This window comes from Stakelama pacifica, from assembly GCF_004361835.1.
Lineage (GTDB): Bacteria > Pseudomonadota > Alphaproteobacteria > Sphingomonadales > Sphingomonadaceae > Sphingomonas > Sphingomonas pacifica.
The window spans coordinates 69,787-93,532 of record NZ_SNWD01000005.1 but is presented as its reverse complement, the minus strand read 5'-3'; the positions used below and the strand labels follow the sequence as shown (position 1 = coordinate 93,532).

22 protein-coding genes are annotated in these 23,746 nt (G+C 64.0%); 10 read left to right on the top strand and 12 right to left on the bottom strand.

Annotated elements, in window-relative coordinates; translation table 11 throughout:
• The first annotated feature begins 29 nt into the window (after positions 1–29).
• Positions 30–2,741, top strand: coding sequence for an ATP-dependent DNA helicase (locus EV664_RS09415; protein ID WP_229668196.1), 2,712 nt, complete (start codon positions 30–32; stop codon positions 2,739–2,741).
• A 9-nt stretch (positions 2,742–2,750) separates the two neighbouring features.
• The gene (locus tag EV664_RS09410) at positions 2,751–3,293 is read left to right on the top strand and encodes a SixA phosphatase family protein (RefSeq protein ID WP_133495445.1); all 543 of its coding nucleotides are present in this window, start codon (positions 2,751–2,753) and stop codon (positions 3,291–3,293) included.
• Between the two features lie 118 nt (positions 3,294–3,411).
• Here EV664_RS09410 and EV664_RS09405 read toward each other — a convergent pair whose 3' ends face one another.
• Positions 3,412–4,629 carry a histidine-type phosphatase gene (locus tag EV664_RS09405; RefSeq protein WP_133495444.1) on the bottom strand — a complete coding sequence of 406 codons (1,218 nt, stop codon included), beginning with the start codon at positions 4,627–4,629 and terminating at the stop codon, positions 3,412–3,414.
• A 253-nt stretch (positions 4,630–4,882) separates the two neighbouring features.
• On the opposite strand from EV664_RS09405, the gene EV664_RS09400 reads away from it, so the two are divergent.
• The gene (locus EV664_RS09400) at positions 4,883–7,678 is read left to right on the top strand and encodes a TonB-dependent receptor (protein ID WP_229668197.1); all 2,796 of its coding nucleotides are present in this window, start codon (positions 4,883–4,885) and stop codon (positions 7,676–7,678) included.
• A 65-nt stretch (positions 7,679–7,743) separates the two neighbouring features.
• Here the strand turns inward: EV664_RS09400 and EV664_RS09395 are convergent, their stop codons facing one another.
• The 6 genes from EV664_RS09395 to rpmF form a co-directional block, all read right to left on the bottom strand.
• A complete protein-coding gene (locus EV664_RS09395; RefSeq protein ID WP_133495443.1) occupies positions 7,744–8,874 on the bottom strand; it encodes a Ca2+-dependent phosphoinositide-specific phospholipase C in 1,131 nt (376 codons plus the stop codon).
• A gap of 116 nt (positions 8,875–8,990) precedes the next feature.
• A complete protein-coding gene (locus EV664_RS09390) occupies positions 8,991–9,344 on the bottom strand; it encodes a MerR family transcriptional regulator (protein WP_229668198.1) in 354 nt (117 codons plus the stop codon).
• 29 nt (positions 9,345–9,373) lie between these two features.
• Entirely contained in the window at positions 9,374–9,673 is a 300-nt protein-coding gene (locus tag EV664_RS09385) for an integration host factor subunit alpha (protein WP_133495576.1), read from the bottom strand.
• A gap of 106 nt (positions 9,674–9,779) precedes the next feature.
• Positions 9,780–10,739: a beta-ketoacyl-ACP synthase III gene (locus EV664_RS09380; protein WP_133495441.1), complete on the bottom strand. Its 960-nt coding sequence runs from the start codon at positions 10,737–10,739 to the stop codon at positions 9,780–9,782.
• Complete coding sequence (gene plsX / locus EV664_RS09375) at positions 10,736–11,764, bottom strand: phosphate acyltransferase PlsX (RefSeq protein WP_133495440.1); 1,029 nt, start codon at positions 11,762–11,764, stop codon at positions 10,736–10,738. Before plsX ends, EV664_RS09380 begins: the two co-directional genes overlap by 4 nt.
• Before the next feature lie 32 nt (positions 11,765–11,796).
• Complete coding sequence (gene rpmF, locus EV664_RS09370) at positions 11,797–11,976, bottom strand: 50S ribosomal protein L32 (RefSeq protein WP_133495439.1); 180 nt, start codon at positions 11,974–11,976, stop codon at positions 11,797–11,799.
• Between the two features lie 234 nt (positions 11,977–12,210).
• On the opposite strand from rpmF, the gene EV664_RS09365 reads away from it, so the two are divergent.
• A complete protein-coding gene (locus tag EV664_RS09365; protein ID WP_133495438.1) occupies positions 12,211–12,636 on the top strand; it encodes an MAPEG family protein in 426 nt (141 codons plus the stop codon).
• Here the strand turns inward: EV664_RS09365 and EV664_RS09360 are convergent.
• Positions 12,603–13,292, bottom strand: coding sequence for an MBL fold metallo-hydrolase (locus tag EV664_RS09360; protein ID WP_133495437.1), 690 nt, complete (start codon positions 13,290–13,292; stop codon positions 12,603–12,605). The two genes, EV664_RS09365 and EV664_RS09360, sit on opposite strands and share 34 nt — an antisense overlap.
• Positions 13,293–13,387: 95 nt before the next feature.
• On the opposite strand from EV664_RS09360, the gene pabB reads away from it, so the two are divergent.
• The 4 genes from pabB to msrA all read left to right on the top strand — a co-directional run bounded on the left by pabB (position 13,388) and on the right by msrA (position 17,395).
• Positions 13,388–15,163 (top strand): aminodeoxychorismate synthase component I, encoded by a 1,776-nt coding sequence (gene pabB / locus EV664_RS09355; protein WP_133495436.1) that lies wholly within the window; start codon positions 13,388–13,390, stop codon positions 15,161–15,163.
• A gap of 40 nt (positions 15,164–15,203) precedes the next feature.
• Positions 15,204–16,403 carry a pyridoxal phosphate-dependent aminotransferase gene (locus EV664_RS09350; RefSeq protein WP_133495435.1) on the top strand — a complete coding sequence of 400 codons (1,200 nt, stop codon included), beginning with the start codon at positions 15,204–15,206 and terminating at the stop codon, positions 16,401–16,403.
• Positions 16,404–16,533: 130 nt separating this feature from the next.
• The gene (locus EV664_RS19200; protein ID WP_162848809.1) at positions 16,534–16,683 is read left to right on the top strand and encodes a hypothetical protein; all 150 of its coding nucleotides are present in this window, start codon (positions 16,534–16,536) and stop codon (positions 16,681–16,683) included.
• Between the two features lie 46 nt (positions 16,684–16,729).
• Positions 16,730–17,395, top strand: coding sequence for a peptide-methionine (S)-S-oxide reductase MsrA (msrA, locus tag EV664_RS09345; RefSeq protein ID WP_133495434.1), 666 nt, complete (start codon positions 16,730–16,732; stop codon positions 17,393–17,395).
• 3 nt (positions 17,396–17,398) lie between these two features.
• Here the strand turns inward: msrA and EV664_RS09340 are convergent, their stop codons facing one another.
• On the bottom strand, positions 17,399–17,800 hold the full coding sequence (locus tag EV664_RS09340) for a DUF1489 family protein (protein ID WP_133495433.1): 402 nt from the start codon (positions 17,798–17,800) through the stop codon (positions 17,399–17,401).
• 34 nt (positions 17,801–17,834) lie between these two features.
• Complete coding sequence (gene mgtE / locus EV664_RS09335) at positions 17,835–19,247, bottom strand: magnesium transporter (protein WP_133495432.1); 1,413 nt, start codon at positions 19,245–19,247, stop codon at positions 17,835–17,837.
• 194 nt (positions 19,248–19,441) lie between these two features.
• Between mgtE and EV664_RS09330 the strand changes: the two genes are divergently transcribed.
• The gene (locus EV664_RS09330; RefSeq protein ID WP_133495431.1) at positions 19,442–19,897 is read left to right on the top strand and encodes a peptidylprolyl isomerase; all 456 of its coding nucleotides are present in this window, start codon (positions 19,442–19,444) and stop codon (positions 19,895–19,897) included.
• Between the two features lie 20 nt (positions 19,898–19,917).
• Here the strand turns inward: EV664_RS09330 and EV664_RS09325 are convergent, their stop codons facing one another.
• Positions 19,918–20,805: a LysR substrate-binding domain-containing protein gene (locus EV664_RS09325; RefSeq protein WP_133495430.1), complete on the bottom strand. Its 888-nt coding sequence runs from the start codon at positions 20,803–20,805 to the stop codon at positions 19,918–19,920.
• 305 nt (positions 20,806–21,110) lie between these two features.
• On the opposite strand from EV664_RS09325, the gene EV664_RS09320 reads away from it, so the two are divergent.
• Positions 21,111–23,396, top strand: coding sequence for a CDC48 family AAA ATPase (locus tag EV664_RS09320; protein ID WP_133495429.1), 2,286 nt, complete (start codon positions 21,111–21,113; stop codon positions 23,394–23,396).
• Here EV664_RS09320 and EV664_RS09315 read toward each other — a convergent pair.
• Positions 23,393–23,737 (bottom strand): antibiotic biosynthesis monooxygenase family protein, encoded by a 345-nt coding sequence (locus tag EV664_RS09315; RefSeq protein ID WP_133495428.1) that lies wholly within the window; start codon positions 23,735–23,737, stop codon positions 23,393–23,395. The two genes, EV664_RS09320 and EV664_RS09315, sit on opposite strands and share 4 nt — an antisense overlap.
• Positions 23,738–23,746: the final 9 nt, after the last annotated feature.

Sequence of the window (23,746 nt, the reverse complement as noted above, 5' to 3'; positions counted from 1 at the left end):
TTCCGTTCCCGATACGCGAAAGAGGCGGGGTGACCCCGACGCTTCCCCATCCCGCGCTGCATGCGAGCCATTCCGGCACCTGGGTCGCCACGCCCGATGGCGAAACGCGTGCCATTTCGCGCGGCGAGGCGATCCGGCTGGCCGCTGACACGCCGGTGATCGTGATGAACGCCCCGCTGATCGGACAGCGGCTGGGCTATGGCGATCTGTCGGGGCTCGACCTGCTGGAGCTGTTCGCGTTCCTGCACCCTGCCCGCTTCATGGTGCCGACGCCAAAGGGGCTGGCGCGCGCCTGCGGTCTGCCGGTTCCGGAACGCGAGGACGATGTCGCTGCGTTTCTGCGTGAGGCGACCGGCGCGCTGCTGTCGCATATCGATGCACCCGACTGGGCAGAGCGCGAAGGCGCATGGACCGCCACACAGGCGCTGGGGCGACTACGCTGGCCCTGGACGCCGCTGGTTACCCGTCGCATCGCAAAACCCGAACGCGCCGAACGCTGGCTGTTTTCGAAACTTCCCGAATGGGAGGAAAGCCCCGGCCGGGCGCCGCCGCGCAGCGTGACGATCGAACCGGAGGCGGTGGAGCAACAGCTCGACAAGCTGACGGGGCAGGGTTCGGAACGCCGCACCGGGCAGCGGGATTTCTCGGTCGCCGCCGCGCGCGCCTTTGCCCCGCGCGACATGCGCGATTCGCCCAATATGGTGCTGGCCGAAGCGGGGACGGGGATCGGCAAGACGTTGGGCTATCTCGCCCCCGCCTCGCTCTGGTCGCAGCAGGCGGGCGGCGCGATCTGGGTTTCGACCTTTACCAAGGCGCTGCAACGCCAGTTGGGGCGCGAGACAGAGCGGCTGTTTCCCGATGACGAGGAACGCCGCAACCGGGTGGTGACGCGCAAGGGGCGGGAGAATTATCTGTGCCTGCTCAATCTGGAGGATGCGCTTCAGGGCGGCTTTGCGGGGCGCGCTGCGGTGCTGGCGCAGCTTGTCGCGCGCTGGGCGGCCTATAGCGCGGATGGCGACATGGTGGGCGGTGATCTGCCCGGCTGGCTGCCGACGCTTTTCCGCCGCAACGGATCGACCGCGCTGACCGACCGGCGCGGCGAGTGCATCTATGCCGGGTGCCCGCATTACCGGAAATGCTTCATCGAACGCGCCGCACGGGCGAGCGCCGATGCCGATATCGTCATCGCCAATCACGCGCTGGTGATGGTCAATGCAGCGCGTGGGCGCGAAGGCGAGAACCGCCCTACCCGCTATGTCTTTGACGAAGGGCATCATCTGTTCGATGCCGCCGATGCGATGTTCGCCGCCGCGCTTACGGGACAGGAAGCGATCGAAATCCGCCGCTGGATCATGGGGCCGGAGCGCGGCAGCCGGGGGCGGCGGCGCGGGCTGTCGGCACGGCTTTCCGATGTGGCAAGCTATGACGAACAGGGCGGGCGCGCGATTGCGCAGGCAGTCGATGCCGCGATGGCGCTGCCGAGCGATGGCTGGTTGCAACGGATCAATGAGGGCGAACCGTTCGGGCCCGTAGAAGCGCTGCTCGCCGCGGTGCGGGGCCTCACTTATGCGCGCGATACCAAGGGGAGCGATGCGGGATACGGGCTGGAAACCGAGCTTGCCGAGCCGTCGCCCGAACTGGTCGAGGCGGCAGGTCCGGCGGGCGAGGCGCTCGATGCGCTGATCCGCCCGATGGTCACGCTGGGGCGGCGGCTGGAGGCGGTGCTTGCCGAAGCACCCGACTGGATGGATGGCCCCGCGCGTGCGCGGATCGAGGGCGCGATCGCCTCGCTCGGCTGGCGGACCGAAACGGTGGGCGCATGGCTTGCCCTGATCGCGCGGATCGGCGGGCCTGCCGATCCCGATTTCGTCGACTGGCTGGCCGTCGACCGGGTCGAGGGGCGCGAATATGATATCGGGCTGCACCGCCACTGGATCGACCCCAGCCGCCCCTTCGCCAAAACCGTGCTGGAGCCTGCGCACGGCGTGCTGGTGACCTCCGCTACCTTACGCGCAGGGGGTGACTGGTCGGTCGCCGATGCGCGCAGCGGGGCAAACCATCTGATGCGCGGGGCCGCCCATTTCGAAGCGGTCAGCCCGTTCGATTATGCCGCGCAGGCCGAAGTGGTGATCGTCACCGATGTGAAGCGGGGCGATCTGGCCGCGCTCGCCAATGCCTATGCGCGGCTGATCGTCGCGGCGGAGGGGGGAACGCTTGGCCTGTTTACCGCGATCCGGCGGCTGCGCGGTGTGCATGCGCGGATCGCTGACCGGCTCGCGCGCGAAGGGTTGCCGCTCTACGCCCAGCATGTCGATCCGATCGATACGGGGACGCTGGTCGATATTTTCCGCGACGATCCGCGCGCCTCGCTGATCGGGACCGATGCGCTGCGCGATGGGGTGGATGTTCCCGGCCATTCGCTGCGCATGGTGGTGATGGAGGGCGTTCCCTGGCCCAAGCCGACCGTGCTGCACGCTGCGCGGCGCATGGCCGAGGGCGGGCGCGAATATGACGACCGCATCGTTCGGGCGAAACTGGCGCAGGGGTTCGGGCGGCTGATCCGGCGCGCGGACGATCGCGGCATGTTCGTGCTGCTGAGCGCCGCCATGCCCTCGCGCCTGCTCAGCGCCTTTCCTGAAGGCACACCGGTCACGCGAATGACGCTGGATGAAGCAGTGATGCGCGCGCAGCGTCTTCCATCCGTAACGCGCATGCGGCATGGGGTAAGCGAACAAGCCTGACGGAGCGCCATGAAGACGCTGATCCTGCTGCGCCACGCCAAATCGAGCTGGGACGATACCGTCTCGCGCGATTTCGATCGTCCGCTCAATGCGAAGGGAGAGCGCGCGGCGGTGACGATGGGGCGCACCCTGCGCTCGCTCAACCTGCCGTTCGATGCGCTGTTCGCCTCGCCCGCAGTGCGGGTGGAACAGACGCTGGAGCATTTCGCGCACGGACTTTGCCGGACGCTGGCACCGCACTGGGACCGGCGCGCCTATCTGGCCAGCGCAGCGACGCTGGTCGACATTGTCCGCGAATTTTCGGACGAGACGCAAACGGTGATGCTCGCCGGGCATAATCCGGGGCTGGAGGAGCTGGTACTCACGCTCGTACCCCATGGTGCGGACGAGCCGCTGCGCGATCTGGTCGAGCAGAAATTCCCCACCGCAAGCGTCGCGGTCATCCGCTTCGACGTGGATCGCTGGGCCGATGTCGGCGACGGCACCGGCCATCTGCTCCATTTCGTCCGCCCGCGCGACATCGACCCCGCGCTCGGCCCCGATCGCGACTAATAAACACGTTTCGGTAGCGGGACTGGCGAACCCAATCGTCCGATAGAATCAGATCAATGCACCATAGTATGAGGATCGGCGCGGCGAAGATATGCCGCCGCCCGCGCCCTGATCCCGCTCATTCTCGCGCGGCGGCGGTCCGGGCGAGGATCAGCGTTTTGAAACGGGGGAGCGGGCAGAGATGGTCCGCGCCCTCGTCACACCCGGGAATGGCGAGCGGAGTCCATTGGACCTGATCGCTTGCTGCGCGGATCGCCTGCGCGCTCTGGCTGCGATACCACACTTTCACGGCAGGATTGCCATCCCCCTGACGGACCAGCGCGAGCGCCAGCGCGCCGCCCGGCGAGGGATCGCCCTTCGCAAAGCCCGGTGCCTCAACGGGCACCTGCAACAGCGCGCCCAGCGCGGCGACATTGGTGTCATGTCCGACCAGCATGTCGATTCGCGGTGCGTCCTTCGCCGTGAAATCGCGAAGGATGCGGTCGACGGTCGGCGCCATCTGGAACGCGGTCATATAAGGAGGACGGCTGAAGACATCGAACAGCGCGCCGTGCACCGCGCCCAGCCGCTTCAGCACATCCGGCGTCGCGCGGCCCCAGCCGACCTTCGCCAGCGGAAAGCCTTCGAGATATTCGAGCATCAGCACCTGTGCGGTACCCGATGCCGCCCGGATCGGCCCGGTCAGGCTGATACCGTGCCCGTCGGCGGTCGGCACGACGGCGGAGGGCGCAACCGGGCTGCACGGTCCCGGGGCGGGGCAGGCGAGCACGGTTTCGAGAAGGGTGAGCCCGGCACGATGCCGCTCGGCCAGCGCGGCGGGACCGCCGGTAAAGCTGCGGATCGAAGCCACCGCCGCGTCAGCGTCGAACTTCGCGGGATGCGCCGATAGCGGCTCGAACAGCGGATCGGCACCGCCGTCCATCCGATGCGAAACGGGAAGGGCACAACCCGGCGCGAGCCCATCGGCATAGTCGCGGCCGCTTTCGATCGTACGCGGCGAGATATTGGCGCGGATCCGAACCGCAGACGTGTCGGGGCATCCCGTCGCCGCGATCAGGCCATGCGCCGCGAACCAGCGCCGATCGGCCTCACCCAGCGCGCGCAGCGCCTTTGCGCCATGGGGGGTTATCTGTTCGTCGGGTGCCTTCCATTCGGGCCATGGCGCTCCCGTGCGCGTGCCGTCGGGCACCTCCCCATGCAGCGGCGTGCGGACCCCGTGCCGCATCACCAGTACCATCCGTTCTATGCCCGGGGTGCCGGCAGGCGCGGCCGATGCGAGCGGTGTGAAGACGAGGAAAGCCGTCAGCGTTACGGCGCGAATAAGCGGTCGGATCATGCCGCACGCCTAGGGACGGCACATGAAGGCTTTATGACGCCGCCTGTTAAAATCGCCGGAACCAGAGGGTTTCAGGCGAATGCGAGCGAATTCAACGCGATATAAATCAATTCATTTTACTTAAATATTTCTGCCGCCGATTTGCCGCAAATTCGTTGTCGCGCTGCAACATAAACCGTTTAGCCGCCGCGCCGGGGAGGGCGGCCCGGGGGTCGTTCCCTTTTGCGAACCACGCTTTGTAGGGAATATCGAAATGTCTATTATCCTGAACCGGGCAGGCGCGCGCCTGCTCGCGGGCACGGCGCTCATCCTCGCCATGCAGATTCCGTCCTTCGCCCATGCCGGCGAGACCGCCCACGACGCCGCAGCAACACTCGCCGACATCGATCAGAATCGCGACGCAAGCGATATTGTCGTCAGCGGCCAGCGGCAGGCGATTAAAAAGGTTCAGGACGAACAGCTCGACAGCAAATCGCTGGTGACGATCGTGTCGGGCGAAGAGCTTCGCGCGCAGCCGCAGCAGAATCTCGCCGATCTGCTGACGCGCATCCCCGGCCTCAGCTCCTCGGTCAGTCAGGGGTTCAACATGGCCGCGACCGGTGAGGCGCAATATGTCTCGATCCGCGGTCTCGACACCAGCTATAACGCCTATCAGTTCGACGGCGTGCGGCTGGCCCAAACCGACCAGAATAACCGCGCCATCTCGATGAACCTGCTCTCGCCCTTCTCGCTTGCCGAGGTGCGCGTGGACAAGGCCCCCACCGCCGCGCAGGACGGCGATGCGATCGCGGGGATCATCGACTTCGTCACCGCCTCACCCTTCGCTTTGCCCGACCATTATTTTCAGGTCCGCACGCAGGGTCAGGTAAACGGCCGCGCCGCGGCGCGCGATCAGGATTCGCTGGGCGGCACCGCGCAGATCGAAACCGCGCAGACCTTCGACAATTTCGGCGTCTATGCCTCGGCCTATTACGGCAAGAAGAACGTCTATGGCGAAGCGACGACGATGCATAAGGACTATGTCAAATACGACAATAATGTCCCCGGCAGCATCCGTGACAATCTGGACAATGCCTTTGGTCGCGGCGTGTCGTGGAACGTCTATCAGAACAAGATCGAGCGCTTCGGCGGTACACTGAACCTTGAATATAAGGGCGACGCGTTCACCCTCTATTCGCGCAGCACTTATGGCGAGTATCGCCTGAAAAGCTGGATGGACCAGACCGCGATCCGCCAGGTCGACCTGTCGTCGAACCAGATCAATCCCAATCCCGGCGGCGGCATGTATGACGCGGACGGCTATGTCGCGATTTACGGCGTCGGCGGCAGCAATTATTTCCGCACCGAACATAATAAGCAGCGCCTGTTCACGACGAAACTGGGCGGCGACGTGACGATCAGCGACCGGGCATCGGCCGATTTCTACGGCGCCTATTCGAAGGGACGCAACGAATATCCCTTCCGCCTTCAGGCCAAATATCAGACCCCGGCCTATATCGGCGGCGACAACACCGGCACCGCGACGTTTCAGCTCATCACCAGCAACAACGACGCCATCGCTCCGCGCGTGGTGCTGGACGATGCGGCGCGCGCCTATCTGACTGATTTTTCCAATTTCAAGGAAACCTATTCGACGGTCCAGTTCCAGCATGTCGAGGAATCCAAGGGCGAGGGCGCAGTCAATTTTCACTACAAGCTCGCCGATCAGGGGCTGAGCGCGATCCATGCGGGCGCGAAATTCGAAACCGCGGATCGCGGATCGAACGGAATCAACGAAGCGCTGTCATATGATTTTTCGGGCGACAATATCCCGACGCTCGATCAGGCGCCGGGCGAGCTCGTCACCGAATATATGCATGGCGGTGCGCAAATCCCGTTCTTCATCTACGACCATGATTATATCGAAGGGCAGGCGCGCGAACTGTCGCTGAGCAAACTCGCCACGGTCGACCCTGATGTGCTGAACGAGCAGAAGCTCGACGGCACCGAACAGCGTCTGGCGGGCTATATCACCGCCGACCTGACCAGCGGCGGGCTGTCGGTCGTGCCCGGCCTGCGTTTCGAACATAACCGGTTCAAGGCGACCTATTGGCAGAGCGAGGATGACGGCACGACCGACACCAGCCATTTTGTCACCAGCACCAAAAGCTATAATCAGTGGCTGCCCAGCGTCATCGCCTCCTATCGCCCCGACGATTCGACGGTCTATCGCCTGTCGGTACGCAAGAGCTACACCCGGCCTGCCTTCGGCCTGCTCGTCGGCCCGACCAACATCACCTATGATGTGCAGACGATCGACGGAAAGCCGGTACGCACGATCAAGTCGATCAGCGTGCCCAATCCCGATCTCGACGTGACCACCGCATGGAATGTCGATGGTTCGCTTGAGATCGCCGGATCAGGAACCGACTTCTTCTCGGTCGCTGCCTATTATAAGCGGCTGTCGCATATCTGGTTCGCTACTTCGACCGACTCGACGCTGGTCGGCATTCCTTCTCAGGGAAGCGATAATATCGAGGTCACATCGAACGATTCGAGCGGCAAGGGCGATGTATATGGCGTCGAACTGTTCGGCCGGTACAGCTTCAAAAATCTGCCGGGCGTATTCGACGGACTTGGGCTGCAGGCGAGCCTGACGCTGCAACGCGCGGATGCGACGATTGCGATTACGCGCGGTGCCGATAATCAGCCGGTGCGCGAAAAGCGCCGGATGCCGCAGGCGCCACAGGTGATGCTGAACGCGGAGCTTTTCTACAATCACGGCCCCGTGAGCGCCGCGCTGAACTATAACTACAGCGGCAACAAGCTCGCCGATGTCCGCAATCCTCAGCCCGATACCTATATGCAGCCGGTATCGATGATGAACTTCACCGCCAATTACTCGATCTCCGAACGGTTCACCGTCGGTGTCGCGGTCGAAAACCTGCTCAACGCGTCCAATTACTGGGCGACCTATGGCGAGAATTCGGCGCTGCTGTCGGTCGACCGCTCGGGCGGCTATATTGAGACCGGGCGCAATTACTTCCTGAACCTGTCCTATCGCATGTAACCGCGCGATCGGTTCGTTTTTCGGGGGGCGGTCGGCCATCGTGCCGGCCGCCCCTTTTTTTCCGCCTATCGTGCTGACGGATCGCAGCGCGGCGCGGTTACCGGATCGCATTGCCACCAGCCGCCGGGCAGCGTCACCCGAAAGCCGAGACCGAGCGGATCGGGAGCGCCGTCATAATAATCGGTGCTGATATATTGCGCGCCTGATGCGACCGCCGCGTCGCGCCGCGAATAATCTTTCGCGCGCGCTTCGGCCGTATTGGCATCGGTTCGGGTACGCACCAGAAAGCCCTTCCGCACGAGTTGCTGTATCCGGTCGGTCTGCCCGCGCGGGTCCTGAATGTTGAAGATCGACGCCTCGGCCGCGCTTTCGGGATAATAGCCGAACATCGCACGCCCTTTGAGGGAGGGACGGCCCTGACGATAGCGGTCCTCATCCTCCGCTCCGGCATCGAAGACGAACAGGAGTTTGCCCTTCGCCTCGCCTAGCGTCGGCCAGCGATGCGCACGCACCGCATCGGCCAGCGTCGCGGCATCGCCGCGCACTTGATCGGGAACGATCATCCGGTCGCGGCCGATGACGGTCAGGATATCCCGATCGAGCGAATCGAGCGTTGCGGCGTCGAACTGCGCCGAAAAAGGCCTGAATCCGGGCACTGCATCGAACGTATTGGCATTGACAAGCACCGTGATCGGCAGATGGCCGGGGTGCGCATCGGACCAGCGGCGCAGCGTCGTCAGACAGTCGCGAAAGGTCAGGCAGTGCGTACCGGTATCGACCCCCGCGACATGCAGCACCTTTGCCCCCGGCGCGGTCATTTCTGCGCGCGCCTGTGGCGTCGTCATCAGATAGGGTTCGGCATAGCGTCCGCCGTCCGGATCCGGCGCGACATCGATCTCGATCTGCCGGATGCCGAGCGAGAGCTGCGTCTCGAGCGGCGGATGGCCATACGCAAGGCCGTTCCAGTCGTCGGGCGCGAGCGTACGGATGCGATGTTCGGCGCGCGCGTCGGGAAAGGGTTTATAGCTGTTATGCGATCCCAGGATCCGCACCTGATCAAGACGAAGCGATGCGGGCAATCCCTCCACCCGATCGACCTCGCCGGCGTGTGCGCCCGTCTGCGCCGGGAGAATCAGCGCAAAGGAAAAAGCCAGGGCACGGCGAAGACAGGCGGAACGGGAACGGAAGCGAACCATAAGACAGCGACTCCATGCGCGGAAAGGGACGCCCTTTCTGTCGCGCATATGTCTCGCCATGATGACGATCGAAGCGACTATTTGCGGGCCGCGATGGCGGCGCCACCCCGGGCCTGTCAGCCCAGATCGTCGGCCAGCGCCTTTGCCAGCAGGGCGCGAACCGCCCGCAGCTTCGCGGCGGAAGGCGCGGCATCGCGCTTTGCCGACCTGTCGGTCCGGCTTGTCGCGGGCGTACCGCCAGCTTCCTGATCCAGCACCCGTCGGACGCCGTCGATCGTGTAGCCTTCCTCGCTCAGCAGCAGGTGGATGCGACGAACAAGCGCCACATCCTCCGGCCGGTAATAGCGCCGCTGACCTGCCCGCTGCACCGGGCGAAGCTGCGTGATGCGGCTTTCCCAATAGCGCAGCCGGTGCTGCGGGATGTCCAGCTCCGCCGACAACTCGCCGATTGTCCGGAACGCCTCGGGCACCTTCTTTTCGTTAGAGGCGGGCCTGGCGCTCAATCCGCCTCGGCGATCCGGTCGCGCAGCATCTGGCTCGCGCGAAAGGTCAGGACCCGGCGCGGTGCGATCGGCACCTCCACGCCCGTTTTCGGATTACGACCGATGCGCTCTTTCTTGTCACGCAGAATGAAGCTGCCGAATCCTGAAATTTTTACATTTTCGCCGCGTGAAAGCGCTTCGCACATATGGGCGAGAATATCCTCCACAAAACGGGCCGAGTCAGCGCGCGACAATCCGATATGGTTATAAATTGATTCCGCAAGGTCCGCTCGTGTCAGTGTTTCGCCAACTGCCATTAACTCGCTCCATGGTTTTCCGCTGCCCATGAATGGTATCAGATTGGATAGGCGTCGCAATATATGGCTATTGCGTAATCACCCGCAATTTATACCGAATATCGTATCAGTATCGGACGATCGCGGCACCCCAGGTGAATCCGCCACCCATGGCTTCCAGAACCAGCAGGTCGCCGCGCCTGATCCGCCCGTCGCGAACCGCAACGTCGAGCGCGAGCGGAACCGATGCGGCCGACGTATTGGCGTGCTGATCCACTGTCACGATCACGCGCTCGGCAGGCAGCGACAATTTGCGGGCAGTCGCGTCGAGAATGCGGGCATTCGCCTGATGCGGCACCACCCAGTCAACATCCTCCGGACCAAGCCCCGCCAGCGCGAGCGATTCGCGCATCACGTCGGAAAGGTTGGTGACGGCATGGCGAAATACTTCACGCCCGCGCATCCTGAGCTTGCCGACCGTGCCGGTGGTCGACGGCCCGCCATCGACATAGAGAAGTTCGTTGTGCCGCCCGTCGGCGTGCAGCTTCGCGGCGAGAATGCCTGCTTCGCCTTCGCGCGCTTCCAGCACGATCGCCCCCGCCCCGTCGCCGAACAGGACGCAGGTCGCACGGTCTTCCCAATCGAGAATGCGGCTGAAGGTTTCGGCGCCGATCACCAGCGCGCGGTTTGCTGCGCCGTTCGCGATCATGCTGTCGGCGACCTGAAGCGCGTAGAGAAAGCCCGAACAGACGGCCGCAACATCGAACGCCACGCAATCATTGATGCCGAGCGCCGCCTGAACCCGCGTTGCGGTGGCCGGAAATGTCTGGTCAGGCGTCGCGGTGGCGAGAACAATCAGGTCGATATCGGCAGCGGCGATCCCCGCCGAGGCAAGCGCTGCTTTCGCCGCGTCGGTCGCGAGCGTGCCGGTCGTCTCTTCCGGTCCTGCGATATGGCGAAAGCGAATGCCGGTGCGTTCGACGATCCATTCGTCGCTGGTATCTACGGTCTCGGCCAGTTCGGCATTCGACACCCGGCGGGCAGGAAGCGCGGAGCCGGTGCCGGCAATTACCGAACGACGTGTCACGCGGCCTCCGCCTCGAAATTCTGCAGGTCTTCGGAAATACGGCGGGTCAGATCGTCGCGCACCATCTTGGCGGCAAGCCCGATCGCCGTGGCGACCCCGACTTCGTTCGCACCGCCATGGCTTTTGACGACAAGACCGTTGAGGCCGAGAAAGACTGCACCATTATGGTTGTTGGGATCGAGATGGCTGCGCAGCAATTCGGTGGCGGGGCGCGAGATCAGAAAGCCGACTTTCGAGCGGAGTGAACTCGAAAAGGCGCGCTTCAGCAGATCGCCGACGAAGCGCGCCGTGCCTTCCGCCGTTTTGAGCGCGATATTGCCCGAAAATCCGTCGCATACCACGACATCGACATCGCCGCGCGACAGCCGGTCGCCCTCGATATAGCCCTTGAACGCCAGCGGCAGATGCACCGCGCCGCGCAGCTTTGCCGCGGCATCGCGCACCTTGTCGGTGCCCTTTTGCTCTTCCGATCCGATATTGAGCAACGCCACGCGCGGCTTTTCGAGGTCGAGCGCGGTGCGCGCATAGGCAGCGCCCATCACCGCGAATTCGACCAGATTGCGCATGTCGCATTCGGCATTGGCACCGAGATCGAGCATCACCAGATCGGTTTCAAGGCTGGGCAGCAGCGCGGCAAGCGCTGGCCGGTCGATTCCCGCCATGGTACGCAGCGAGAGTTTCGACATGGCCATCAGCGCGCCGGTATTGCCGGACGAAACGGCCGCTGCCGCCCTGCCCTGCTTCACCAGATCGATGGCGATCCCCATCGACGTCGTCTTTGCGCGGCGAATCGCCTGACTCGGCTTTTCTTCGGAAGACACGATTTCGGGCGCGTGCACCACTTCGGATGCCGCGGACAGGCCGGGATGGTTGTCCAGCCCGGCACGAATCGCATCTTCGTCACCGACAAGGAGGAACTCAGTACCTTCATACCGGCGACGCGCACGCGCAACCCCGGCGAGCATCACGGCCAACCCCTCGTCACCGCCCATCGCATCGACGGCGATTCGGGATCCTGAAGTCATGCGGTACTTATCCAGTGTCCTTAGCCTGACGTTCAGCCTTCGACGGCGATGATCTCACGACCATTATAATGGCCGCAGGCATTGCACATGTGATGCGGGCGCTTCAGCTCTCCGCAATTGGGGCATTCCTGAAACGATTCGACCTTCAGCGAATCGTGGGAACGGCGCATGCCGCGCTTGGACGGCGAGGTTTTTCTCTTAGGAACGGCCATTTCGGCACCTTTAGCAAATCAGTTCACGAACGATCGGGGTCGCGATACGCCCCGCGCAGCAGAGTGGCAAGCGGCGGGCATCCAGCCGCTCGGCAACCGGCGGCCGGGCAAGTCACGAAACGAGCGAGCGCGTATAGCGATTTTCGCCCGCGTTGCAAGGGAGGCTGCATCATGGCAGTGGCAAAGCGCCCTCGCTCTTCCGGCGCGGGGCGATAGCAGGGAATCGGGATGGGCATGACGATCAGTCTGGTAACGGCAGGCGCCTGCGCACTCATCAATCTGTGGCTGGCATTTCGAATCGGCCAGATCCGCCGCGCGCACAGCATTTTTGTCGGAGACGGCGGCGACGATCGGCTTGTCCGCCGGATGCGCGCTCAGGCCAATTTCGTGGAATATGCGCCATTTGTGCTGATCCTGATCGCGCTGATCGAATATAGCAGCGGGACCGGAATTGCCTTGTGGATCGCCGCCGGGCTGTTCCTGATCGCGCGAATCCTGCATCCGCTGGGCATGGACGGATGGATGCCGGGCCGGATGATCGGCACGGCGCTGACGCTGCTCCTGCTGCTCGGGCTTGGCGGCTATGCGATCGCGCTGCCCTTCCTCGCCCGCAACCCGATTCCCGATCAGGGAGTGGCCGCTCCCCCGCCCGCCGTCTGACCGGCAAGTGCCGAATCGCTGACAAAGGGATTGGAGCGCCGCTCATGCGCGAAATTGCTCATCGGGCCATGGCCGGGGATGAATGCGGTATCGTCGCCCAGCGGCCATAGCTTCGTCGTGATCGCATCGATCAGGTCCTGATGATTGCCCAGCGGGAAATCGGTGCGGCCGATCGACCCCTGAAACAGCACATCGCCGACGATCGCCAGTTTCGATTCGGGGTGGTGGAAAACGACATGGCCGGGCGTGTGTCCGGGGCAATGATAGACATCGAACGTCAGATTGCCGACGCGCACCGTATCGCCGTCGACGAGCCAGCGATCCGGTTCGAACACCTCCCCGCGTATGCCGAAGCGCGGACCGTCATCGTCGAGCCGCGAAATCCAGAACCGGTCGGCCTCATGCGGGCCCTCGATCGGGACGCCATATTCGCGCGCCAATATCCCTGCCTGACCGCAATGGTCGAGATGGCCATGGGTGATGAGGATCTTCTCCACCGTGACGCCATGCTGCTCCGCCGCCGCGCGGAGCCGGTCGAGATCGGCCCCCGGATCGGTAAAGGCACCGCGCATGGTTTCGGTGCACCAGATCAGCGTGGCATTCTGCTGAAGCGGCGTGACGGGGACGATCGCGACGCGAAGGGGGGAATAGGCCATGCGCCCGATCATAGGCAGCGCCGCCATCGCCCGCAACATGCCGGCCCGCCACGGGGGCTTGCCCCCGCATTCCATACGCGGCATCGCGGCGGGCTATGACCTTTCCCGGTGCCTGCCCCTATATTCTGCTGGACGATGCCCGTCCCGGCGGGGGCCCTGCGCGTCTCTACACCAATCCGGTGGCGACGATCTGCGCGCGGCAGGAGGGCGAGGTCGAGGGCGCGCTTGCCCGGTTGCGCGAGTCGATCGGGAACGGCCTGAACCCCGCCGGTTTTCTGAGTTACGAGGCGGGTGCAGTATTCGAACCGCGCCTGAACATCACGCGCCGCGACGCAGCGCCGCTTTTATGGTTCGGGCTGTTCCGCGGCTGGCGCGAAATAGCGCCGGATGCTCTGCCCGGCTTGCTTCCCGATCCGCGCGGCGCATGGATCGGCAAGCCCCGGCCCGAGATCGACTTCTCCGCCTATCGCGAACGCGCCGAGCGCGTCGCCGCGCTGATCGGGGCGGGGGATATCTATCAGGCGAATCTCACCTTCCGCGCCAGCGTCGCCACCATGGGCAGCGCGCCCGCTATATATGCGGCGCTGCGCGAACGGGCACGCGCAGGCTATGGCGCGCTCATTGAAACGGGCGAGGACACGATCGTGTCGCTGTCGCCCGAATTGTTCTTCGCGCTGAAGGACGGGCAGCTGACCGCCCGGCCAATGAAGGGCACCGCGCCGCGCGGGGTCGATCGCGAGGCGGATAACGCGCTCGCCCGCAATCTTGCCGCCGATCCCAAACAGCGCGCCGAAAATCTGATGATCCTCGATCTGATGCGCAACGATTTCACCCGGATCGCTGCGCCGGGGAGTGTCAGCGTTCCCGAACGCTTCGTCGTCGAAACCTATCCGACCGTGCATCAGATGGTGTCGGGCGTCACCGCGCGAATCGCACCGGGGCGCGACGCGGTGGACGCGCTGCACCACCTGTTTCCCTGCGGATCGGTGACCGGGGCGCCGAAGATTCGCGCGATGGAAATCATCGGTTCGGTCGAACGCCAAAGTGCGCGCGGACCCTATACCGGGGCGATCGGTCATATCGATGCGAATGGCGATGCGATGTTCAACGTTGCGATCCGCACGCTGTGGCGTCATGATGGCCATCGCTTTTCGATGGGACTTGGGTCGGGGTATGTTGCTGATTCGAAAGCACTATCCGAATGGGAGGAATGCCTTGCCAAGGGGGCGTTCTTGACGAACGGGCAACCCGATTTCGACCTGATCGAAACCATGGCCTTCGATCCGCGCGTCGGGATTGCCCTGCTGGAAAAGCATCTCGACCGGATGAAGCAAAGTGCGCAGGCGTTCGGCTTTGCCTTTGATCGCCATGCGACGCGCAACGAGCTTCAGGCAGCGACGTTTCGCCTGCGCCAGCCGTCGCGCATCCGCCTTCTCCTCGCGCCGTCGGGCAATAGTGCGGTGGAAATCGCGCCGATGCCGCCCGAGCCGCAGGCGCCGGTGCCCGTCGCGATTGCCCCGCTGCCGGTCGATTGCGACGATTTCCGATTACGGCACAAGACCACCGACCGCGCCTTTTACGACGAAGCGCGCATTTCCAGCGGCGCGTTCGAGGTGCTGTTCACCCTGCCCGACGGCAGTCTGAGCGAGGGGAGCTTCACCTCGATCTTCGCTCCGAAAGGCGACCGGCTCGCCACCCCGCCACTGACCGCGGCGCTGCCGGGCATTTTACGGCGCGAGCTGATCGAAAGCGGGCGTGCGTTCGAAGCACCGCTCTATGCATATGACCTGAAACAAGATTTTTTCATCGGCAATGCGCTGCGCGGGCTTATTCGTGCGCGACTGGTTGCGGATGCGCAAGGACCGGTCTAAAGCGCCCGCGCTTTTCTTCTCCTCTTGTCGGGGCAACCCCATGCAGACCTCAGCCGCGCTTGACCGTATCCAGCCTTCCGCAACGCTCGCCATGACCGCGCGCGCGGCCGAATTGCGTGCCGAGGGCGTCGATGTCATCGGCCTTGGCGCGGGCGAACCCGATTTCGATACGCCCGATTTCGTCAAGGAAGCAGCGATCGAGGCGATCCGGTCGGGCAAAACCAAATATACCGCAGTTGACGGCACGCCCGAGCTGAAAGCAGCGATCGTTACCAAGTTCAAGCGCGATAACGGCCTCGACTATGCCACCAACCAAGTGACGACCAATGTCGGCGGCAAGCACACGCTGTTCAACGCGATGGTTGCGACACTGAACCCCGGCGACGAAGTCATCGTGCCTGCGCCTTATTGGGTGAGCTATCCCGATGTCGTGCAATTTTGCAGCGGCAAGCCTGTCATCGTGCAGGCAGGCCCCGAACAGCGGTATAAGCTGAACCCCGAACAGCTTGAGGCGGCGATCACGCCGAAGACCAAATGGCTGATCCTCAACTCGCCGTCCAACCCGACCGGCGCTGCTTATAGCAGGGACGAGCTGCGCGCTTTGGGCGAGGTGCTGGAGCGCCATCCGCATGTCTGGGTGTTCGCTGACGATATGTACGAACACATCGTCTATGACGGGTTCGAGTTCGCGACGATCGCGCAGGTCTGTCCGTCACTCTACGAGCGCACGCTGACGGTGAACGGCTGTTCGAAGGCCTATGCGATGACCGGATGGCGGATCGGCTTTGCGGGCGGTCCCCCCTGGCTGATCAAGGCGATGGCGAAATTGCAGTCGCAATCGACGTCGAACCCCTGTTCGATCGCGCAGGCAGCGGCGGTCGCTGCGCTGACCGGCGATCAGAGCTTCCTGAAAGACCGCGCCGCCGCGTTTCAGAAGCGCCGCGATCTCGTCGTCGGACGGCTCAACGCGATGCCGGGCATCACCTGCCCCAACCCCGAAGGCGCCTTTTACGTCTATCCCGCCTTTGCCGGGCTGATCGGGAAGACGACGCCCAAGGGCAAGGTGATCGACAGCGATGTCGCGATGGTCGGCTATCTGCTCGACGAAGCACGCGTTGCTGCGGTGCAGGGCGAAGCGTTCGGCCTCTCGCCCGCGATGCGGATCAGCTATGCAACCTCCGACGCACTGCTCACCGAAGCGTGCAACCGTATCGAGGAAGCGCTGAGCGCGCTTCGCTGAACGCTTCGCTCAGCGCAGGTTAAGCTGCACTGCAATATACAGGACATGATCGGGCCGGGATAATCCCGGTTCGACGGAACGGCACGACCATTCGGGTCGTGCCGAAGAAGACGTTTCGAGGATAGATATCGTGACCGCCAAGCCCAGCAATCGCCAGATCATGCGCTATTTTCTCGGCGGGTTCGCGATCGGCGCGATCGGCCTGTTCGGCATACAGGGCGTCCAGGCGTCGTCGACGCACGCACCCGCCGCGCCGGTAGCGGTTTCGGCATCGCGCTGACGCCTTGCCCCGCCGGTGTGCTATACACCGATCAAGGAGGCAAAGGATGAAGCAGTTTCTCCTGCCCGGACTCGGCGCCGGCGCGCTCGCAATCGCATTCATAGCATCGCCGCTTCCCGGCCATGCCGAAAAGGCGGTGCGGATTCCCGCCGCAGCCTATCACATGCCCCAGCCCAAGGGGTTGCAGACCGCCGTGCTGGCGGGCGGCTGTTTCTGGGGCATGGAGGCGGTGTTCGAACAGGTGAAGGGCGTGCAGTCGGTCGTCGACGGCTATGCCGGGGGCAGCGCCGCTACCGCCAATTATGGGGATGTCAGCAGCGAACGCACCGGCCATGCGGAGGCGGTGAAGATCACCTATGACCCGGCCCTGGTCAGCTATGCGACCTTGCTGCGCATCTATTTCTCGGTCGCGCATGATCCCACGCAGAAGGACCGGCAGGGGCCGGATCGCGGCCCTAGCTATCGCAGCGCGATCTTTCCGCAAAATGCCGCACAAAAGGCGGTGGCGGGGCGCTATATCGCGCAGCTGAGCGCCGGCCATTTCTATGACCGGCCGATCGTCACGCAGATCGAGGGCGGTCGTTTCTATCCGGCCGAATCCTATCATCAGGATTTCTACCGCCGCCACCCCGACCATCCGTACATCATGCGCTGGGACAAGCCGAAAATGGCAGCGTTCCGTGCTGCCTTCCCCTCGCTCGCAAAGGGGTGACGGTCAGATCAGCGCCAGTTCGCTGAGCGTGCCGACCATTTCGGCGGGCATGGCGGCAATCTCCTCGCCCGCTTCGCCGAGATCGGTCGGTGCGTCGTCCCCCTCCAGATAGCGCCAGCCCTGATGCGCGCGTTTGGGCCGCGCCTGAACGAGGATGAGTTCGGGTTCGAGATGAATCGCGACTCGCCCGCCCTCCGCCTCGCCAAAGCCGATCAGCGGCGACCGGGCGACGAGCTGGTGTTTGATGATCCAGTAGAGCGATCCGCCCGCCATCTCCGCATGCCGCTTGGGCAGATAGCGCGTGGTAAGGACAAGGCCCCCCTGACGCCTGCGAAGATCGATTCGGTCGGTGAGGTCGGGAAGGCTGTCATGGCCATACGCGACCTTGGTCATATGAAGCGGCATTGCCCCGCCTATCTGGGCGGCGGCGCTGCCGCCATCAAGGGGAGACGCTGAACAGCGTGGCGAGGCCGAGGAACGAGAAAAAGCCCATGACGTCGGTCAGCGTGGTGACGAACACTGCGGAACTGACTGCGGGATCGACCCGAAACCGGTCGAGCGTCAACGGAACGATGACCCCGCCCAGCCCGGCCGCGAGGTTGTTGATCACCATCGCAGCGGCGAACACCAGCGACAGCGGCGCATTGCCGTAGATCAGGAACGAGCCGATCCCGGTCACCGTGCCCAATGCTGCGCCATTGGCCGCCGCGATCCGCAATTCGCGCGCGACCATCCACCAGGTGTTCGAATCGGTCAGCTGGTTGGTGGCGAGCGCGCGCACCACGACCGCGAGCGTCTGCGTTCCCGCATTGCCGCCCATGCCCGAGACGATCGGCATCAGCACCGCGAGCAGCGCGAAGGCGGCGATCTGCGCCTGAAACATATCGACCACCGCCGATGCGAGGATCGCCGTGGCGAGATTGACGATCAGCCACGACAGGCGCGTGCGCACGGCGAGCCGGATCGGCTCGTTGATATCGCCCTCACCCGCGCCCGACAGACGCAGAATATCCTCGCCGGCTTCTTCGGAAATGATGTGGACGATATCGTCGACCGTGATCTGCCCGACCAGCCGCCCGGCGGCATCGATCACCGCGGCGGAGATCAGCGCATATTTCTGAAAGCGAAGCGCGACCTCTTCCTGATCCATATCCACGGGGATCAGCGTCTGTTCGCGCTTCATCACATCGGTCATCGATACGATTCGCGGCGTGCGCAAAATCCAGGACAGCTGGCACGTGCCGACAGGGCGATGGCCGGGATCGACGATGAAGATTTCCCAGAAATCGCTGGTGAGGTCATCGCCGCCGCGCAGATAATCAAGCACATCGCCGACCGTCCAGTGTTCGGGCACGGCGATCAGCTCGCGCTGCATCAACCGCCCGGCGGATTCCTCAGGATAGCTCAGCGCCTCTTCGATCGCGGCGCGATCGTCGGGGGGCAGCGCGTCGAGCACCGCCTGCTGGTCCGCCTCCTCCATATCGCCGATGATCGCGACGGCGTCGTCGGTATCGAGCTCGGCGGCCATCCCCGCGACCTGGTGCGGATCGAGCGATTCGATCAGCGCTTCGCGCACCCAGTCGTTCATTTCCGACAGGACTTCGCCGTCGATCAGCGATCCGACGGCGTCGACCAGCGCCGGGCGCTGTTCGGCGGGGGTCAGCTCGATCAGATCGGCGATATCGGCGGGATGGAGCGGTTCGACGCGGTCATAGGCGGCTTCCGCATCGCCTTCTTCGACGGCGTCGAGCACCGCGCGGACGAATTCGGGCTTCAGGCGATCGCCCTCGTCCAGTTCGCTTTCGCTGCGTTCGCGATCGTCCTTGTAATTCGAGAGATCAGTCTCGCTCATATCCTGACCTCCCTTAAGCGTCGGCACCCTGATCGCTGCGTGTAGCGGCCCCTGCCCGCCCTGCCAATCGCCCTTTGCCCGATTCGGCAGATGATCGCGCCGTGCAGGTCCGGCGAGCGCAGTGCCATTGCATCGCTGCCGACCTGTCTATACCCGCAGCGAATCCTTTTTCCGCATCGGAGACAGCAATACCCATGTCCGACACGCCCAGCAAAATCGTCATGACCCTCGATTCCGGCGACGTTCATATCAAGCTTCGCCCCGACCTCGCTCCCAAGCATGTCGAGCGGATTTCCACGCTCGCGGACCGCGGTTTTTACGACGATGTCGTTTTTCACCGCGTCATCGACGGCTTCATGGCGCAGGGCGGCGACCCGACCGGTACCGGCACCAGCGGATCGGACGAGCCCAATCTGGCGTCCGAATTCACCAGCGAGCCGCATGTTCGCGGCGTCTGCTCGATGGCGCGCACGATGGATCCCAACAGCGCGAACAGCCAGTTCTTCATCTGCCTCGACGATGCGACGTTCCTTGACGGTCAGTACACCGTCTGGGGCGAAGTGACCGAGGGCATGGAACATGTCGATGCGCTGCCCAAGGGCGAACCGCCGCGGCATCCGGGCAAGATCCACAAGATGCGCACTGCCTGAACCTGATCAGGCACGACCGGCTATTCAATCGCGTTGAAGCTTTTGAGCAGCCAGTCGTGAAAGAGTTTGACCGGCCGCTGTGTCAGCGCACGCGGCCGGCAAACGAACCAATAGCTGTAATCGCTCTCGACGCTCAGATCGAACAGCGGCACGATTCGGTCGTCGCGCGCATCGCGAAAATGCGCCTCCAGCATGAAGGCGACGCCAAGGCCCTGCGCCGCCGCCTCCAGCATCAGCGCGCCCGAATCGAAATGGTCGATCGCCGCGGGCTCAACATCGGCGCACCCCGCCGCGCGGCGCCAGTGCACGAAGCTTTCGGGCATGTCGCGATGGACCAGCGCAGTGACCCCGGCAAGCTGTTTGGGATCGGTAATCCTGCCCTCGCCCTCCGCCATCGAGCGCGCGGCGATCGCATGAATGCGGTTGCGGTCGAGCCGCCGCGAATAGAGCGTCGATTCGATGCTCTCCGCAAGGATGATCGCCGCGTCCAGCCCGTCGCCGAGGCGGGGGAGCCAATGGCCCGCCGTGTCGATGTCGAGATGCAGCTCGGGATGCTGACGCCGCAGATCGGGCAGGCGATGGAGCAATTGCTGTTCGGCGAAGAGCGGCAGGATGCCGAGCCGCATGCGCAGCAGGTCGATGCCGCTCGTCATCTCCTCCACCGCATCCGACATGGTGTCGAGCGCGGGGGCGATCCGGGTCAGCAGCCGGTCCCCTTCCGCATTCAGGCGAAGCGCCTGATGCCGCCGCTCGAACAGCGGCTTTCCGATAAAGCGTTCAAGCGCCTGCACCCGTCGGCTGAGCGCGGGCGAGGATAACGCAAGTTCATCGGCCGCTGCCTTGATCGAACCAAGGCGCGCGACATGCACAAATGCTTCGATGGCGGTCAGGGGCGGAAGTCTTCGCATGTGCGGCATAGTGCGCAATCGCGGCCCCCGATTGCAAGTTGCGAAATGCAATTTGCGCATCTGCGCCCGGCGTTCGTCGCAATGATTGCGCTAAATGCAATCCAAATGGCGCTTTTCGCACTTGCACAAAATCATGCTGCGCCGCACATAGGGGGTGCCTTTCAGGCATCCTCTCCTAAACCTTTCAAGGCCGGTCCTTCGGGATCGGCCCTTTTTTTGTTCGCGCTGCATCTCGCGCCGCGATGCGCGCCTTCCTATGTCCGCCCCCTTGAGAACACGCAGATAGCGGCAAGGAGGTTCGGCGCATGGCCGATGACGAGCGTAATCCCGTCAAATTGCAGGTTGCCAATTCCCGACCCGAGGATAGCGGGCGCGGTCTGGCGCACCTGCCGCGCGCGATAATGGCGCGAATGGGTCTGGCCGAAGGCGATGCCGTCGAACTGGTCGGCAAGCGCTCCACCCCGGCGATCGCGGTCTATCCCTATCCCGAAGATGAGGGGCTTGAGATTCTGCGGATCGACGGGCTGCAACGCGCCAATGCAGGCGTGGGATCAGGCGAATATATCGAGATTCGTGCTGCCGATCCGAAGCCAGCGACTCGCGTGGTGTTCGCCCCGGCGCAGAAAAATCTGCGACTGCAGGGTTCGGCGCAGGCGCTGAAGCGCACCTTTGCGGGGCGGCCGCTGTGTCAGGGCGATACCGTGGCGACCGTGGCGCAACAGCGCGTTGCCGATATCCCGCCCGAAGTGTCGCGCCATTTGCGCGCGCCGGCCTATGCGCTGCAGGAAATCAGGCTTCAGGTGCTGACCACCACGCCCAAGGGAGTGGTGCATATCGACGCCGATACCGAGATCGAGCTGCGCGCCGATTATGAAGAGCCGCATGAAAGCCGCCGCGCCGATGTGACCTATGACGATATCGGCGGGGTTGCCGGGACGATCGACCAGCTGCGCGAGATGGTTGAACTGCCGCTGCGCTATCCCGAACTGTTTCAGCGGCTTGGCGTCGACCCGCCCAAGGGCGTGCTGCTCCATGGCCCGCCGGGAACCGGCAAGACGCGGCTCGCCCGCGCGGTTGCGAATGAGAGCGATGCCGAATTCTTTCTGATCAACGGCCCCGAGATCATGGGCTCTGCCTATGGCGAATCGGAAAAGCGGCTGCGCGAAGTGTTCGAACAGGCGGATAAGGCCGCCCCGTCGATCATCTTTATCGACGAGATCGATTCGATCGCGCCCAAACGCGCCAATGTCACCGGCGAGGCGGAGAAGCGGCTCGTCGCGCAGCTATTGACGCTGATGGACGGGCTGGAGGCGCGTGCCAATGTCATCGTCATCGCGGCTACCAACCGCCCCGACGCAGTGGACGAAGCGCTCCGCCGTCCGGGCCGGTTCGATCGCGAGATCATTGTCGGCGTTCCCGACGAGCGGGGTCGCCGCGAGATTCTGGGCATTCATACGCGCGGCATGCCGATCGATGAGGATGTCGACCTGGATGAGCTGGCGCGCACGACCTACGGCTTTGTCGGTGCCGATATCGCAGCGCTCGCCCGCGAGGCGGCGATCGAGGCAGTGCGGCGGATCATGCCGAAGCTCAACCTGTCCGAACAGACGATCCCGCCCGACGTGCTGGAAACGCTCTCGGTCGGGCGCAGCGACTTTCTGGAAGCGCTCAAACGCATCCAGCCGAGCGCGATGCGCGAAGTGATGGTGCAGTTGCCGCAGGTCCGCTGGAGCGATGTCGGCGGTCTGGACGATGCGCAGGAGCGGATGAAGGAAGGGGTCGAGCTGCCGCTCAAAAATCCCGATGCCTTTCGCCGCATGGGGATTCGCCCTGCCAAGGGTTTTCTGCTCTATGGCCCGCCCGGTACCGGCAAGACGCTGCTCGCCAAGGCGGTCGCGCGCGAGGCGAGCGCGAATTTCATCGCGACCAAATCCTCGGACCTGCTCAGCAAATGGTATGGCGAGAGCGAGGCGCAGATCGCGCGGCTGTTCGCCCGGGCGCGGCAGGTGGCACCCTGCGTGATCTTTATCGACGAGCTCGATTCGCTGGTCCCTGCGCGCGGCGGCGGGATGGGCGAACCGCAGGTGACCGAGCGTGTGGTGAACACCATCCTTGCCGAGATGGACGGGCTTGAAGAGCTGCAATCCGTCGTCGTGATCGGCGCGACCAACCGACCGAACATGATCGATCCGGCGCTGCTACGCCCCGGCCGTTTCGACGAGCTGGTCTATGTCGGTGTGCCCGGACGCGAAGGGCGTGAGCGGATTCTGGGTATCCAGACGGCGAAAATGCCGCTCGCCGACGATGTCGACCTCGGCAAACTCGCCGAACGGACCGAGCGGTTCACCGGAGCCGATCTGGAGGATGTGGTGCGCCGGGCGGGGCTCGCCGCGCTTCGCGAATCGCTTTCCAACGACAGAGTCACCATGGCGCATTTCGAAAGCGCGCTGACCGATTCGCGTGCTTCGGTCACGCCGGAAATGGAACGCGAATATGAGGCGATGTCGGCGAAGCTGAAACAGGATGCGGTCGCGATGCAGCCGATCGGCTTCATCACCCCCGGCATGCTGGAACATCGCGAGGAACCCTAACCCCGGCTGCGCCCCGATCCGTCCCGTTGCCAGTCATAGCGACGGTTCACTCCGGCGACGGTAACCGAATAGCTGTCATACCACAGATCACGTCCGGATTGCCGGATCCGGACGTGATCGGGATGGTCGCGCCATGCCCTTGCCGCTGATTCATCGGCCCAATAGCTGATGGTAATGCCGATGCCGTCGACCCCGCGCGTGCTGTCCAGCCCCAGAAAGCCGGGCTGTTCGCGAGCGAGCCGAACCATATCGGCTGCCGCGCGACCATAGCCCTCGGTATCGCGGTCATTGCGCTGCGACAGGAAAATGACCGCGATCTGGCCCGCCCCATTTTCGGTCAAGTCACGCTC